The organism is Bombilactobacillus sp. ESL1187 (genome assembly GCF_058107155.1).
Genome location: NZ_JBYLTZ010000001.1, coordinates 1596863 through 1613280 on the forward strand (window position 1 = coordinate 1596863; position 16418 = coordinate 1613280).

The window sequence follows — 16418 nt, forward strand, 5'->3', positions numbered from 1 at the left end:
GGACGATTTTTATGGTGCAATTACAAGACCAATTGATTCAAGATTCATTGCAACAGTTAGCTGATTATATAGCGTTACCGTCAGTTTCTGCGAAAAAACAGGCTCAAGTGCAAACAGCCAATTTTTTAAAAAAATTATTTGAAGAACAATTATCAGCTCAAGTGCAAGTGTTGACTGATTATCCAGCACCATTAGTTTTTGCCCAGATTACGCCTCAAAAACCGAGTTCTACGACTATCTTAATTTACAATCACTACGATGTTCAACCGGAGGAACCGCTAGAATTATGGCAATCTGATCCTTTTGAATTAAAAATTACTGATCAACAACTATTTGGCCGTGGTGTAGCCGATTGTAAAGGTGATTTGATCAGCCGCATTACTGCATTAAAGTTGTATCGCCAAGAAAATGGTGATTGGCCGTGCAATGTTAAGTTTTTAGTGGAAGGTGAAGAGGAAGTTGCCAGTGAACATTTAGCTGCTTATTTAGACAAGTATCATGATTTATTAGCGGCGGATCTGGTTTTATGGGAATCCGGTAGTAAGAATGATCATGAGCAGTTTAGTATTGAGGGTGGTAACAAAGGAGTTTTGTGTTTTGAATTAACGGCTAACTCCGCGGCTAGTGATTTACATTCATCATTAGCTGCTGTGGCTGATAGTGCCACGTGGCGCTTGGTGGCTGCTTTAAATGCTTTACGGGCAGCTGATGGGACAATCAAAGTGCCAGGCTTTTATGATGATGTTGTGGCTCCCAGTGCAGTGGAACAAGAATTAGTGGCCCAAGCACCAACTCCTGATCTTGCTCAGAAATGGGATTTAAAATTACCCTTGTTAAAAAATCCGAGCGTTAATTATAATTTAACTTTTGCACCGACCATTAATATTGAAGGTTTCAAAAGTGGGTGGCAAGGCCAAGGTGTTAAAACGGTAACGCCCTGCACGGCCCAAGCTAAGTTAGAATTTCGCTTGGTGCCGAACCAAGATCCTCAACGAATCTTTCAGCAATTGAGCGCTTATCTGAAAGAACAAGGCTTTGCAGATATTGCAGTCACTTATCTTTTGGGAGAACGCGGTTATCGTTGGGATTTACAAAATCCATTAGTGGAACAGTTGCTTGCCACCGCCAAAGCGGTTTATGGTGAAAATCAAGTGGTGGCCTTACCTTCTAGTGCCGGTACTGGGCCCATGTATCTAATTAATCATTACACGCAGGCGCCGATTATTGATTGTGGAGTCGGTTATAGTCATTCGGGACCTCATGCTCCTAATGAGAATATTCGGATTGCCGATTATTTACAGTTTATTGAATTTTTTAATCAATTTTTAGACAAGTTGTAGGACAATTATGGACGAGCAAACCCCAATTATTAAATTAAAAGATATTTCTGTGACATTTCAGAACAAAGAACAAACCATTCAAGCTGTGAAACACGTTTCTTTAGAAGTTGAACGTGGTGATGTGTTTGGCATTATGGGCTACTCCGGTGCAGGTAAAAGTACGTTAGTCCGTGTGATTAATTTATTGCAGCGACCAACTGGCGGTGAAGTTTTTGTGAATGGGCATGATCTTTTGAGCTATAAACCGAAAGCTTTACGCCTAGCACGTCAAAAAATTGGCATGATTTTTCAACATTTTAACTTGATGGCTTCCAGAACGGTGTTTGGCAATGTGGAATTTCCATTACTGAACACTAAGGCGACCAAACAAGAACGGCAAACTAAAGTTAATCAGTTGTTAGAATTAGTTGGATTAGCAGACAAAGCGAGCGCTTATCCCGCGCAATTGTCTGGTGGTCAAAAGCAGCGAGTAGCGATTGCCCGCGCCTTAGCGAACGATCCCCAAATTTTAATTTCGGATGAAGCAACGAGTGCTTTAGATCCAGAAACTACGACTGAAATTTTAAATTTATTAAAATCGTTAAATCAAAAACTCAAGATTACGATTGTGGTGATTACGCACGAAATGGAAGCTATCAAACAAATTTGTAATCATGTCGCTGTCATGGATCAAGGAGAATTGATTGAGCAGGGAAGCGTGTTACAGATTTTTGGGCGGCCACAACAGCCTTTAACACAAAAGTTTGTCGATTCAGCAACGCAATTAGGCCCCGTACTCCAGGAAATTCAAAGTCAACGGCTACTTAAAGCTTCAACCAATTCCTTGATTGAATTAGATTATTTTGGTGAAGTAACGAATGATCCGATTGTCGTTGAGCTTTATAAGCGCTTTGGTGTGGAAGCTAATATCTTGTTTAGCAATATTGAACAATTGCAGGGAACCACTGTGGGAATTATGCTCTTAGAGTTGAATGGTTCAGCAGCCGATATTGCTGCCGCTTTAGCGTATTTAAAACAATTGCAGGTCACGGTTAAAACCATTACCTTGCCCAAGGAGGAGGAACAATAATGCATGCATTTTTACAAACCTGGTTACCCAATGTGGTCGCTAACTGGTCAGGCGATAATGGCTTTGTTGTTGCAATCTATCAAACTTTATATATGACTTTTATTAGTGCCGTGTTTTCCGGCGTCTTTGGTTTAATATTAGGCTTAACGTTAGTTGTGACTGCTGACAACGGAATTTTACCGCATAAGAAATTTTATTACTGTTTAGATAAGTTGGTTAATTTGTTTCGTTCGATTCCTTTTGTAGTTCTACTAGCAGTGATTGGACCATTCACAAAATTAATCGTCGGGCAAACCATTGGCCCAACAGGTGCTTTAGTGCCCTTAATTGTCGGTACGTCGCCTTTTTTTGCTCGTCAAGTTCAATTAGCGTTGGTTGATGTTGATCCGGGAGTTATTGAAGCGGCACAAGCGATGGGCAGTTCACCTTGGGAAATTATTTACCGGGTTTATTTAAAAGAAGGTTTACCCGAGTTGATTCGTTCGGCCACCTTAACCATGATTAGTTTAATTGGCTTAACAGCGATGGCGGGTGCTATTGGCGGTGGTGGTTTAGGTAATATGGCCATTGCTGTTGGCTATCAACGTTTTCAAAATGATGTGACGTTAGTTTCTTTAGTTTTGATTTTAATTTTAGTATTTATCGTCCAAGCGATTGGTGATTACTTTACCCGAAAACTCCAACATTAATGTTGAGGATCCCCAGTAATTTTATATTTTTAATAATAATTAGTGTAATTAAAAAAGAAGGACTTAAGGTTGAATTAACTTTAAGTTCTTCTTTTAGAGTGTAGCCAAAATCTAAAATATGATATAATATCCTTGCACGAACATGTGTTCGAACAAAAATAAAGATTGAATTAACGCAAATTTTGGTTAAAATATATTTTGCTGAATTTTATCTGGTCTTTTTTTGCTGGTGCTTTTGTAAATAATAAACTAAGCCGATGTGGACGAGATTTTCATCATGATGCATGAGCCGTTTAATATTCGGCCAGTGCCGCACGTAGACGACGATGGTCACTAAAACAGCTGCAAATAAGAAATAAGGGTCATGGGTGCGCCAAATTAAAATGGTTAAGACGGGTAGAGAAATCAAACTGGCTAAACTGACAGTACTACTTATTAAGACGATAATGGCGAATAAACTAAAAGCTACGCCGAATAAGGGTGGGTTATAAGCTAGTAAAATGCCTGAAGCTGTAGCGACTGCTTTACCGCCAGTAAAATGCATAAAAATAGAATAGCAGTGTCCGATAACTGCAGCTAAGCCCACGACAATCATCCATTGTTTACCAGGAACGTGAAAGAAGACAGGTAAACTGGCGCCCAGTGTGCCTTTGAAAATGTCTAATACTAGAACGGTAATTCCTGGCAAGACGCCAAAGACCCGAAACGTATTGGTAGTACCGATATTACCACTACCACTGTCTCTAATATCTTGATGAAAAAAAACTTTTCCTAGCACATAAGCTGACGGAAATGAGCCCACTAAATATGCTAAAATAAAACAGATTATGACCTTTAAGAACAAGTGTAAAACCTCCGTTGGATAATGAATAATAATGCCGAAATAAAAGCTGTTGATTAATTGAGTAACCTAGTACTAGCGGTTACTGAATAGCACAAAGTCTGCATGCATTATGCCTATCCCCGGTTGTCCTGAAGAATTTAGCGTAGTTACAAACACACTCTATGAAATAATATTAGGTTTAATCATACAAGATTTTATCTCGGTCTTGTCTATTTTAATACAAACTAATAAAATATTCTGTTCTTTTTTGAAAGTAGGATTTTATGACGAATAATTATGATGATTCATCGATTCAAATTTTACATGGTTTACAAGCTGTCCGCAAAAGACCGGGCATGTATATTGGTTCGACCGATGCTCGGGGATTACATCATTTGGTGTATGAAATTGTGGACAACGCAGTGGATGAAGCCTTAGCCGGTTTTGGTCAAGAAATTAATGTGACGTTGAACCAAGATGGTTCGGTAACGGTGGCGGATTTTGGTCGGGGGATGCCCACTGGAATGCATGAGTCAGGGATTCCCACCATTGAAGTAATTTTAACCGTCTTACACGCGGGTGGAAAATTTTCTGATAATAGTTATAAGACTTCTGGTGGTTTGCATGGTGTTGGTTCGTCAGTAGTTAATGCTTTATCTCAATGGTTGCAGGTCCGTGTTGTTCGTGAACACGAGGCTTATGAAGAGCGGTTTGAAAATGGCGGTCAGCCCGTTGGTACTTTGAAAAAAGTGGGTCATGTCAAGCAAGCTAGTGGAACTACAATTTCCTTTTTACCGGACGCCACTATTTTTCAAACGACTAAATTTAACTTTGATACTTTGGCAGAACGATTACGCGAATCAGCTTTTTTGTTAAAAGGTGTCAAAATTACGTTGACTGATCAACGTGTCCAACCAATTCGTCAGGAAGAATATTGTTATGCGGATGGGATTCAGTCATTTGTTAAATACCTCAATGAAGGTAAAGATGTTATTAAAGATATTTTTTACTTTGAAGATACCAAAAACGATATCGAAGTCGAATTTGCCGGTCAATATAATGATGGCTATTCAGAAAATATTTTATCATTTGTCAATAATGTTCGAACCAGTGATGGTGGTAGCCATGAAGCTGGTATGAAATCGGGCTTAACTAAAGCTTTTAATGAATATGCTCGAAAAGTTGGATTACTCAAAGAGAGTGATAAGAATTTAGAAGGTTCAGATGTGCGCGAAGGTCTGAGTGCAGTTTTGTCTGTCCGTATTCCTGAAAACTTGTTACAATTTGAAGGACAGACTAAAGGTAAATTAGGGACTCCGGAAGCACGAAGTGCCGTAGATAATCTCATTTATGAAAAAATGACATATTATTTACTGGAAAATGGTGATTTTGGTCAAACTTTAGTCAAAAAAGCTTTAAAGGCACGGCAAGCACGCGAGGCTGCCCGCAAAGCCCGAGAAAATAGTCGGGGTAAAAAGAAGAAAAAAGATCAAGGTTTACTATCTGGTAAATTGACACCCGCACAATCTCGCAATCCGCAAAAGAATGAACTCTATTTAGTCGAAGGAGATTCTGCTGGGGGTTCTGCTAAACAGGGCCGTGATCGAAAGTTTCAGGCCATCTTACCATTACGGGGTAAAGTGTTAAATACGCAAAAAGCCAAGTTGGATGATATTTTTAAGAACGAAGAAATTAACACAATGATTTATACGATTGGTGCGGGAGTAGGTCCGGAATTTAATTTAGCCGATAGTAATTATGACAAAATTATTATCATGACTGATGCAGATACTGATGGTGCTCATATTCAAATTTTATTGTTGACGTTCTTTTATCGCTACATGCGTCCTTTAATTGAAGCTGGTCGAGTTTATATTGCTTTGCCACCACTGTATAAGCTACAAAAAGGCCGTGGCGCTAAGACACAAATCAAGTATGCTTGGACAGAAGAGCAATTACGTGCGGGTATTGCTCAGTTCGGTACTGGCTACAGTTTACAACGCTTTAAAGGTTTGGGTGAGATGAATGCGGATCAGTTGTGGGAAACTACGATGGATCCAGAAAACCGGACATTAGTGCGCGTTCGGATTGATGATGCCGCCTTAGCTGAACGGCGCGTGACCACGTTAATGGGGGATAAAGTTGCTCCTAGACGACAATGGATTGAAAATAATGTCAAATTTAATCTAGAAGATGATGTGAGTTTAATTGATTCCACCAATCAAGCAGCAATTGCAACGACTGATTTGAAAAAGCAGTTAAATCATAAGCAAGGTGAGTGAACAAATTGAGTGAAGATTCACGAATTCAAGAATTATCCTTAGAAGAAATCATGGGTGATCGCTTCGGGCGTTATTCGAAATATATTATTCAAGAACGTGCTTTACCGGATGTGCGTGATGGTTTAAAGCCTGTCCAACGGCGCATTTTGTACGCGATGAATATTGATAATAATACCTATGATAAAGCCTTTAAAAAATCGGCTAAATCGGTTGGTAATGTTATGGGTAATTTTCATCCGCACGGCGATAGTTCTATTTATGAAGCCCTAGTGCGGCTCAGCCAAAACTGGAAATTGCGGGCACCATTAATCGAAATGCACGGTAATAATGGTTCAATGGATGGTGATCCTCCCGCAGCAATGCGTTATACTGAAGCGCGTTTGAGTAAAATTGCGCAAAAAATGTTACAAGACATTGATAAAGATACTGTTGATATGGTTTTAAACTTCGACGATACGCAAGAAGAACCCACGGTTTTACCAGCACGTTTTCCCAATCTTTTAGTTAATGGAGCCACCGGGATTTCGGCAGGTTATGCCACGGAAATTCCGCCACACAATTTGGGCGAAGTAATTGATGCCACGATTGCTTTAATTGATAATCCGGCTTTAACCCTGGAACAGGCCATGCAGTATGTAAAAGGTCCAGATTTTCCCACTGGCGGCATTTTACAAGGAGTCGATGGTATTAAACAGGCATATGAAACTGGTCGGGGGCGCGTGGTTTTGCGTTCCAAAACAAAAATTGAAGCCTTAAACGGCCATCGTAGTCAAATTGTAGTCACCCAGATTCCGTATGAAGTTAATAAGGCGCAGTTAGTTAAAAAAATTGATGAAGTGCGCTTGCTCAAAAAAATTGACGGGATTGCTGAAGTGCGTGATGAGTCTGACCGGCACGGTTTATCCATTGTCATTGAATTAAAACGTGATGTGGACGGTCAGGGTGTTTTAAATTATTTATATAAAAATACGGATTTACAAGTCACTTATAATTTTAATATGGTGGCTATTTCACAAATGCGACCACAGCAGTTAGGTCTATTACCAATTTTAAAAGCTTATGTTCAACATCAACAAGAAGTGGTACTGCGGCGGACGCAATTTGATTTACAAAAAGCACAACGGCGTTTGCATATTGTTGATGGCTTAATTAAAGCCTTGTCGATTTTAGATCAAGTAATTCAGACCATTCGTGCCAGTAAAAATAAACATGATGCGCAACAAAATTTAATGGCGGCTTATGATTTTAGTGAGCAACAAGCCAGTGCGATTGTGGCTTTACAGTTGTATCGTCTAACTAATACTGATGTTTCATCTTTACAAAAAGAGCAAGCTGATTTACAAGCAAAGATTGCGCAATTTCAAGAAATTATTCAACAGCCGCAGGCTTTACTGCACGTCATTAAAACGGAATTAGAAGAAACCAAGCGAGAATTTGCGACGCCACGTTTAACGGAAATTCAAGCTCAAGTCCAAGAATTGAAGATTGATCGCCGGGTCATGGTTGGTAATGAAACAGTGCGGGTTTTAGTGAGCGAACAAGGTTATTTAAAACGTAGTAGTTTGCGTTCCTACCAAGCTTCAAAATTAACTGATAATGGTTTACAAAAAGATGATGTAATAGTTTTAGATCAAGAAGCTTCAACGCTTGATCATCTGTTTTTATTTACTAATTATGGTAATTTAATTTATCGGCCGATTCATGAATTGGCCGATGTGCGTTGGAAAGAAACTGGTCAACATTTATCGCAAACTTTTACTTTACAAAAAGATGAAATTATTTTACGGGCTTTTATTTTTACCGATCTAAAGCAAACGGGTAACTTTATTCTAGCAACTAATGATAGCTATATTAAGCAAGTTAACTTTCAAGATCTTTTACCTGGCCGCACTTATCGCACCAAGCCACTGACGGCCATTAAGTTGCACGCAACGACTAGTCAAGTGGTTAATGTTATTTATCAGGTCCAATCAGTAGCTACAGGAGTTGTCTGTTGGACTAACAGTGCGTATGCCTTGCGTTTTTCTTTGACCGAAGTTCCAGTGGTGAAAGCTAAAGCTGCCGGAGTGAAATTAATCAAGCTCAAAGCTAATGAAGTGGTAGTCAATTGTGAAATTTACGCTGAAAGTGAATTGGAACAGCTTGATGTGGGCATTTTGACGCAACGGGGTGCCTTTAAAAGAATGAAATTAATCGAAATTCCTGTGGCCAATCGTGACCGCAGAGGCGTATTAGTTTTACGAAAATTAAAAAAAAGTCCACATTTCATAAAATTTGTTTCTTTATTTGCTAAAAATGATATATTAGAAGTTGAAACTAAAAATCATTATTGGAACCAACTTAAATTAGCTGATTTTACAAAAGTTGATCGTTATTCTAATGGTTCATTTGTAATTGACGTTGAAAAGAATGGACCGATAATAAAAACAAAAAAGATAATTCAACAGCAGCTTGCTGATGAAGACTAAGTGAGGTAGATTTATGACTGTTAGCAATGATGATTTTACACGGGTATTTACTTCTAAATCATTAAGTTATTTTGCTAAGTTAGCAGATAATCTGAATTATACGAAGACCGCACGGTCTCTAGGAATAACCCAACCAGCTTTAACCCAACAAATTAAGAAAATTGAGCGGAACATTGGGACGCCTTTATTTTATTCAGTTGGCAAACAAATTCATTTAACCGATGCTGGACGAATTTTACTCAAATCAGTCCAAGAAGTTTATGGAACAATGATAACGGCGATTGATAAGATTCAAAAGTCCACCTTATCATCGACCGGTTCGATTAAAATTGGTTTATTGTCAACGATTGAAGATAGTGTGATTGAAGATTTTATTATTCGTTATAATGATTTACAACCAGATGTTGTTTTAGAGACATTATTGTTGACACGCCGGGAATTATGGGACAGTTTGGAAAACAACCAAATCGATTTGGCAATTATGTATTTGCCAGATGATTCTATTAAAAATTGGCGTCCTTACAGTACCAAGAAAATTATGAGCGAAAATTTAGTATTGCTCAATGATAATCCGCAATGGCAAGATGGCCGGATTTTACAATTAAGGGAAACCACGGTGAAGTCATGGGTGAGTTATCCAAGCAATTACTATTTAACTGAATTATTGCGGGAACAATTTAAGAATCAGTTGGTTGATCCGCCTCATTGTATTGCACGTTTTTCTTCACCAGATCAAATCTTACATTTTGCACAGCAAAAGGGGATTTACGCAGCTTTTCCTGAAAGCTATGTCATTGCTAATGACGCCCAAATTACGTTACAAAAAAATTACATTGAACCAGCAATTGATTTTGAATTAGACTTTATTTATCGTAAAGAAAAGTCTAGTATTCCACGCATCGAAACTTTCCTGAAAGCTTGGGATAATTATGTGACGGATGTTACCTACGAGCAACGGTTAAAAGACGCTGCGCAAAAATAAATCCTTTTTGTTTTGTTAAGAAATTTTGTGCGAAAGGTTTGATTGCGGTAATTACGTATTATAATAAAGATAATTAAATCCATTTTGGAGGGGATATTGTGGCAAAAGAATATATTTTTGGACACCAAAATCCAGATACTGATGCAATTGCAGCAGCAATTTCTTATTCATATTTACAAAATAAGTTAGGTTTAGATACGCAAGCCGTGGCTTTGGGCGAACCGAATGACGAAACAAAATATGTGTTAGCTCATTTTGATCAAGCAGCACCTAAAGTGATCACAACAGCCAAACCAGATGTTGAAAGCGTAATGTTGGTCGATCATAATGAAGCCCAACAAAGCGTTAGTGACATCGACCAGGTAACAGTGACGCATGTAGTTGACCATCATCGGATCGCTAACTTTGAAACAGCAGGTCCCTTGTATTATCGGGGCGAGCCATTAGGTTCGACGAATACGATTTTATGGAAAATGTATCATGAAGCGGGAGTAGAAATTCCGGCAAAAATTGCTGGTTTGATGATGTCGGCTATTATCTCTGACACTTTGTTGCTAAATTCACCGACTACGACTGATACTGATCGGCAAGCAATTGAAGATTTAGCACAGTTAGCCCATGAGGATTACCATACTTATGGGATCACAATGCTAAAGGCCGGAGCTAATATTGCGGATAAATCAGCAGCTGAATTAATTGACGCTGACGCTAAGAGCTTTGAAATGGGTGGTCAAGCTATTCGGATTGCGCAAGTTAATGTAGTTGATATGGAAGAAGCAGTGGCCCGGCAAAGTGAGTTTGATGAAGCCATGGCTACTAGTTGTCAAGCAAATGGTTATGCACTATTTCTATTGGCCATTACTAATGTTTTAAATAGTGATACAACGCTAATTGTGAATGGTGATACAACCCTAATGCCGAAAGTAGAAGCTGCTTTTAATCAGAAGTTAACTCAAGGTAAGATGCATTTACCAGGAGTTGTTTCACGGAAAAAGCAAATTGTTCCGCCATTACAACAACAATTTTAAAGTACGCCATAATAAGAAAGAGGAGACAAGTTAATTGTCGAATCTTCTTTTTTTGAACCAAAATATTCGAATTACGTTGAACTTTGTTATAATTAAGCCAATCTTGATTAAAGGGGAATTATTATGGATCAAACACAAAAACTAGCTATTTTAGAAAAATTAATCAGTTTTAAATCGGTTAATGATCACGAAAAGCAAGTTGCTCAATATTTGCAATCATTATTAACTAAAGCTGGTATTGACAGCCAATTGGTTCCTGTTGCTGGCGATCGGGCTAACTTGGTAGCTGAAATTGGTTCCGGCAAGCCAGTTTTAGCGATCACTGGACATATGGATGTTGTAGATGTGGAATTAGATAATTGGCAGACGGATCCATTTAAATTAACTGCTAAAGGCGATAAGTTGTACGGCCGGGGTGCAACTGATATGAAAGCTGGTTTAGCAGCCTTGGTGATTGCTTTAATTGAACTTAAAGAAAGTGCTACACCAATTAATGGGACGATTCGTTTACTAGCCACGGCTGGTGAAGAGGTTGGTCAACAGGGAGCACAAGTTTTATTTGAACAGGGATATATGAAAGATGTTGATACTCTATTAGTAGCGGAACCATCGGGTTATATGGCTCCTTATGCTAGCAAGGGTGAATTAGATATCCATTTAAATTCAATTGGTAAAGCGGCTCATAGTTCAATGCCTCAGTTTGGTAATAATGCTGTGGAACATTTAATTAATGTCTTGCAACAGATTGAACAAAAGGTTAAGCCTTTGATGGCCGCGGCGCATAATGAAGTGCTCGGAGATACGGTCTTTAATATTGATGTAATTCATGGTGGTAGCCAAGATAATGCTATTCCGGGCTCTGCTTATGCAGTGTTAAATATTCGAACGATTCCCGAATTGGCCAACCAAGAAATTTTGACAGCCATTAAAACTGTCATTGCTGATTACAATCAGGCTACCACGGGGCAAATTTCCATGGATGTTAATATGGATATTATTCCTATTTTGGGCAATCCAGATGCAAAAATCATCAAGCTAATTCAACAAGTTGCAGTACCATTTGAAAAGAAATATTACCAAGAGGCTGTGAGTGCTGCTGATTTAGCACAGAAACAGCAAGCTAGCCAATTAATGAATTTGGAATTGGCAACTGATAAAATCATTCCCGTTGGTATTTCTGGCGGGACGGATGCTTCGAAGCTATTGTTTGATCATCCAACAGGTGCTAATTACGTCATGTTTGGTCCCGGTAATGATAATCCGCATCAAGATAATGAATATGTTTCACAGACCATGTATTTACAATTTGTAGAAATTTACAAACAATTGTTTACAAAATTTTTTGGATAAATAATAATAATGAAAAAACATTTTTTAAGTATTGATGTTGGCGGTACCAATCTCAAATTCGGTTTGATTGATTTAACAGGCCAGCTGCATGAACAAACAACCGTTCCAACCGTGACCACTGACTTGCAGGCTTTTATCCGGCAATTGCAATCTATATTGGATCATTTTGCAGGTCAGTATCAGGGTGTGGCTTTCAGTGTACCGGGCAAAGTAGCACATCCCTCGGAGCAAATTAGTGGTGGAGGTTTACTAAGCTTTTTAGATCAGCAATCACTGCCACAATTGCTGCATGTAGATGAGGGCGTCGTTATCACTGTCGAAAATGATGGGAAAGCTGCTGCTTTAGCAGAAATGTGGTTAGGTAATTTACAAGGCATAGCGAATGGTGCAGCGATTGTGTTAGGTTCCGGAATCGGTAGTGGCTTAGTTTTAAATCATCAACTTTTTTATGGGCAGCATTTTCAAGCTGGTGAAATCAGCTTTATGTTACAAAACCAGACCGCTACTTTGGACAATTTAAGCGGCAAGAATTGTTCGGCAGTTTTGATGATTAAGACCATTGCACAACAATTAGGCTTAGCTGATTTAACTGATGGTCGGCAAGTGTTTGCTGCTATTCAGGCGCAAGATACCAGAGCTACAACTATTTTTCGGCAATATTGTCAAAATGTAGCGCTACTCTTGTTAAATATGCAAGCTGTTATTGATGTGCAACGCTTTGTCATTGGTGGTGGAATTTCTGCACAACCGCTTGTTACCACCACTATTCAACAAGAATTGCAAAATTTACGGACGCAATTACCGATTATTGAGCAAACTTTAGCAATGCCAGAAGTAATGACTAGTAAATTGCAGAACGATGCGAATTTATATGGTGCTTTGTACCATTTATTATTGGTCACCGGACAAGTTTCTGAGCATTAAATTTGTTTTTTTGTTTAAAATATTGTTAGATATATTAATTGTAAGAATAATATTGGAGGCAAAATGATGAAAATTGCAGTTATTGGTGCAACGGGTATGGCAGGATCTGCATTAGTACAAGAAGCTTTGACTAGAGGACATGAAGTGACTGCCATTAGCCGGACCCAAGCTAAGTTAGCGCAGTTAGCTAAGGATTTGCAAAATGTCAATTTGAAAATTTTGGCACAGGATGCCTTTGCTTTAATGCAAGCTGATTTAATGCAGTATGATGTCGTGATTGATGCATTCGCTTGTGCTCCAGACCAAGCTTATCTACACGTTGATTTAGCCACTCACTTGATTGCTGAGACCCGGCAATTAACCAAACCACGCTTAGTGTTCATTTTAGGAGCTGGTAGTTTATTAACCGGTTCAGATCAGCATTTATTTGTGCGGGATATGGAAAAAGATCCAGCTAATCAGGCGTTTATCAGTGTGCCACAGAATCAATTATCCGAATTACAATTTTTACGGACGGTTGATAATGTTGATTGGGTTGGTATTTCACCGGGAGTTAACTTTGTTGCTGGTGCGGCCACTGAATTACAATTAGGTCAGGATGAGTTGCTATTTAACCAACAGGAAGTTTCGCAAACTACTGCGGGGACGATGGCGGTTGCGGCCTTAGATGAAATTGAGCAACCACAGCATCAACAAGAACGTTTTACAGTAATTAATCGTTAATCATAATTATTAATTAAAGACTAGGACAGGGCAGGCTAAAAATAGTCAAGCTACGCTTTTGTTTTCAAAAATTCAAAACATTCTAACCAACACTCAATACTCAAATTAAAGTTTTGATTATTGATAGATTATATTTAGCTTGTTTGGTTTTTGGAAGTGTCCCAGTCTTTTTTTGTACGATGAAACTTTTTAGAAGTCATGCTATTATTAAGACAACATCATAGCTATTTTTTCAATTCATTAAGCGTTCATCTAAGAGACGGTGAAGAAGGGAAGAGATTCAATTGGGTTTACCAAAACCTTTAAAGAATTCATTGAGTTTGACACAACCAGGACCCAAAAATTTAATTACTGATGTACCTGGCGTATTGGTTGGGCAAACGACCATTCAAACCAACCATTTGCAGACAGGTGTAACAGCAATTATTCCGGCTTCTGGTAATGTGTTTCGGCAAAAATTAGTCGCTAGTTGTCATGTGATTAATGGTTTTGGTAAAAGTACAGGTTTAGTCCAAATTAAGGAATTGGGTACTTTAGAAACACCGTTAATTTTGACAAATACTTTTGCTGTGGGAACAGCTTATACTAGTTTGGTGAAGTATATGTTGCAAAATAATCCAGAAATTGGGACAACGACGGGAACTGTTAATCCGGTTGTTTTAGAATGTAATGATGGCAAGATCAATGCTATTCGCGCTTTAGGAATCAAAGAAGCTGATGTCCAAGCAGCTTTAAAAAACGCCAGTCCCGACTTTTTGGAAGGAAATGTTGGCGGTGGCACAGGAATGCGCTGTTATAACTTAAAAGGCGGGATTGGTTCAACTTCGCGGCAAATAATGATTGATCAAAAGCCTTTTATGTTAGGAGTCTTGGTAATGGCCAATTTTGGCTTTTTAGAAGACTTGACTATTTACGGTCAACCCATTGGTCAACAATTAGTGCAACACCGCAATTTACCGGAAAATGGTAGTATTATTACAGTGATTGCCACTGATATTCCGTTTAATGAACGTCAATTGCAGCGTCTAGCTAAGCACTCTAGTGTTGGTATTACCCGTAGTGGTTCGTTTGCTGGTAATGGTAGTGGTGAAATAACGCTTGCTTTTTCTACAGCAAATCGTGTGGATCATTTTGCTCAACAAGAATTAAGTGTTCAACAAGTCATTAATGATACGCAGATGGATCGCTATTTTCGAGTCATCGTCGATACGGTTAACGAGGCTATTTTAAGTGCATTGGTTCATGCCCAAACAGTGGTTGACCGCCAGGGTCAACCTTGCTTTAGTTTACGTGATGCGCTGGTTAACTTGGGTGCTGATAACCAAATGGCGCAAGATTTATTACGAGATTTAGGATTAAAATAACTAATCATAGGAAGTGATATTAATGGCCTCTTCGACCCGCGATTTATTAAATGCCGGTAATACGACGATTAATAATGTATTATTGACAAATATTGGTCATTTAAATATGACTGGTGATGAGTTTTTAGTTTGGGTCAATTTAAGAATGTATCAGGAACAAGGGATCCAGTTTCCAGCGACGGATGATTTGATGCTCAATACTGGTTTCAGTGCAGAAAAAATTTATCAATTAATTCAGAGCTTAATAGATAAAAAAATGTTAAAAATCGTGTCGCAGACTAAAGCTAATTCTGTTTATCAAGATGCCTATGATTTAACCCCAGCATATGAACAATTATTAAAGCAATCAGTGGAGACTGCTGAAAAAACGTCACAACAGGCAACTTTAAGTCAGAGTCTACAAGTTAGACAACGCTTATTTCAACAAATTGAAGTGGAGTTTGGGCGACCACTATCGCCAATTGAACAAGAAACTATTCAAGAATGGCTAACGAAAGATCATTATGATTACCAATTAATTCAATTGGCTTTAAAAGAGGCAGTTTTAAATCAAGCCTATTCTTTAAAGTATATGGATCGTATTTTGCTAAGTTGGGAAAAACATAATATTAAAACGGCTGCTCAATTACAACGTCAAAAAGAAAATCTGGAGGGGTACTAATGTTGCTTGATGACGCACAAATTCAAACAGCGTTGTTATTAATTATTCAACAGTACCCCAACGCTGCACCAAGTTTGGTCGCAAAATCAAACTTTCAGTATTTAATTGCCGTCATGTTAAGTGCGCAGACAACTGATAAAGCAGTTAATCAAGTTACGCCACAGTTGTTTCAACTTTTTCCGGATGCGCAATCTTTAGCACAAGCGACTATTTTACAGGTTGAGTCCGTGATTAAGACTCTAGGACTTTATCATAATAAGGCGCGCAATCTGATTAAATGCGCTCAGCAATTAGAACAGAATTTTGCGGGACAAGTTCCTACTAATAAAGCGGATTTAATTACTTTAGCAGGTGTAGGTACTAAAACAGCGAATGTTGTTTTGAGTGATCGCTTTAATGTTCCCGCTTTTGCCGTAGATACGCATGTCAGTACGATCGCTAAACGGCTACATTTTGTTGAACCCACTGCTACAGTTCAGCAGGTGGAACAACGGGTGACTCAAGCGTTAGCTAAACAATATTGGACAAAGGCGCATCATGCGTTGATTGATTTTGGACGTGAGTATAATTTTCATCGTGAACAACAAATTAAAGATTTACCGGTGGTGCGATTATGCGACCAATGGGTGACAGCTGAAAATAAAAGCTAGAGATAATAAAAAAGGGTTTTGATTGACACTAGTGATTACTAGTCTGAATCAGAACCCTTATTTTT

General features: G+C 38.6%; 14 protein-coding genes. 13 read left to right on the forward strand and 1 reads right to left on the reverse strand.

The window, feature by feature from the left end:
- The first annotated feature begins 11 nt into the window (after nt 1–11).
- The 3 genes from AC3B5B_RS07500 to AC3B5B_RS07510 are packed head-to-tail and all read left to right on the forward strand — an operon-like array spanning nt 12 to nt 3098.
- Entirely contained in the window at nt 12–1340 is a 1329-nt protein-coding gene (locus AC3B5B_RS07500) for a M20/M25/M40 family metallo-hydrolase (RefSeq protein WP_489769761.1), read from the forward strand.
- A gap of 7 nt (nt 1341–1347) precedes the next feature.
- Nucleotides 1348–2409, forward strand: a complete 1062-nt coding sequence (locus AC3B5B_RS07505) for a methionine ABC transporter ATP-binding protein (protein ID WP_489769762.1) — start codon at nt 1348–1350, stop codon at nt 2407–2409.
- Nucleotides 2409–3098 (forward strand): methionine ABC transporter permease, encoded by a 690-nt coding sequence (locus AC3B5B_RS07510; RefSeq protein ID WP_489757947.1) that lies wholly within the window; start codon nt 2409–2411, stop codon nt 3096–3098. The genes AC3B5B_RS07505 and AC3B5B_RS07510 overlap by 1 nt, the downstream gene beginning before the upstream one ends.
- 208 nt (nt 3099–3306) lie before the next feature.
- On the opposite strand, the gene plsY is transcribed toward AC3B5B_RS07510, so the two are convergent.
- Nucleotides 3307–3942, reverse strand: a complete 636-nt coding sequence (gene plsY / locus AC3B5B_RS07515) for a glycerol-3-phosphate 1-O-acyltransferase PlsY (RefSeq protein WP_489769763.1) — start codon at nt 3940–3942, stop codon at nt 3307–3309.
- A gap of 263 nt (nt 3943–4205) precedes the next feature.
- Here plsY and parE point away from each other — a divergent pair, with 263 nt between their 5' ends.
- From parE to AC3B5B_RS07565, 10 genes are all read left to right on the forward strand, one after another.
- Nucleotides 4206–6203 carry a DNA topoisomerase IV subunit B gene (gene parE, locus AC3B5B_RS07520; protein WP_489769764.1) on the forward strand — a complete coding sequence of 666 codons (1998 nt, stop codon included), beginning with the start codon at nt 4206–4208 and terminating at the stop codon, nt 6201–6203.
- 5 nt (nt 6204–6208) lie between these two features.
- Nucleotides 6209–8671 carry a DNA topoisomerase IV subunit A gene (gene parC, locus AC3B5B_RS07525; RefSeq protein ID WP_489769765.1) on the forward strand — a complete coding sequence of 821 codons (2463 nt, stop codon included), beginning with the start codon at nt 6209–6211 and terminating at the stop codon, nt 8669–8671.
- Nucleotides 8672–8684: 13 nt separating this feature from the next.
- A complete protein-coding gene (locus AC3B5B_RS07530; RefSeq protein WP_489757951.1) occupies nt 8685–9653 on the forward strand; it encodes a LysR family transcriptional regulator in 969 nt (322 codons plus the stop codon).
- Between the two features lie 98 nt (nt 9654–9751).
- Nucleotides 9752–10681: a manganese-dependent inorganic pyrophosphatase gene (locus tag AC3B5B_RS07535; protein ID WP_489769766.1), complete on the forward strand. Its 930-nt coding sequence runs from the start codon at nt 9752–9754 to the stop codon at nt 10679–10681.
- A gap of 123 nt (nt 10682–10804) precedes the next feature.
- A complete protein-coding gene (locus AC3B5B_RS07540; protein ID WP_489769767.1) occupies nt 10805–12031 on the forward strand; it encodes an ArgE/DapE family deacylase in 1227 nt (408 codons plus the stop codon).
- 9 nt (nt 12032–12040) lie between these two features.
- Nucleotides 12041–12955, forward strand: coding sequence for an ROK family protein (locus AC3B5B_RS07545; protein ID WP_489769768.1), 915 nt, complete (start codon nt 12041–12043; stop codon nt 12953–12955).
- Nucleotides 12956–13021: 66 nt separating this feature from the next.
- Nucleotides 13022–13678, forward strand: coding sequence for an NAD(P)-dependent oxidoreductase (locus AC3B5B_RS07550; protein WP_489757955.1), 657 nt, complete (start codon nt 13022–13024; stop codon nt 13676–13678).
- A 284-nt stretch (nt 13679–13962) separates the two neighbouring features.
- The gene (locus tag AC3B5B_RS07555) at nt 13963–15042 is read left to right on the forward strand and encodes a DmpA family aminopeptidase (RefSeq protein ID WP_489769769.1); all 1080 of its coding nucleotides are present in this window, start codon (nt 13963–13965) and stop codon (nt 15040–15042) included.
- Between the two features lie 22 nt (nt 15043–15064).
- Nucleotides 15065–15703 (forward strand): DnaD domain-containing protein, encoded by a 639-nt coding sequence (locus tag AC3B5B_RS07560; protein ID WP_489769770.1) that lies wholly within the window; start codon nt 15065–15067, stop codon nt 15701–15703.
- Nucleotides 15703–16353 (forward strand): endonuclease III domain-containing protein, encoded by a 651-nt coding sequence (locus AC3B5B_RS07565; protein WP_489769771.1) that lies wholly within the window; start codon nt 15703–15705, stop codon nt 16351–16353. Before AC3B5B_RS07560 ends, AC3B5B_RS07565 begins: the two co-directional genes overlap by 1 nt.
- Nucleotides 16354–16418 lie beyond the last annotated feature (65 nt).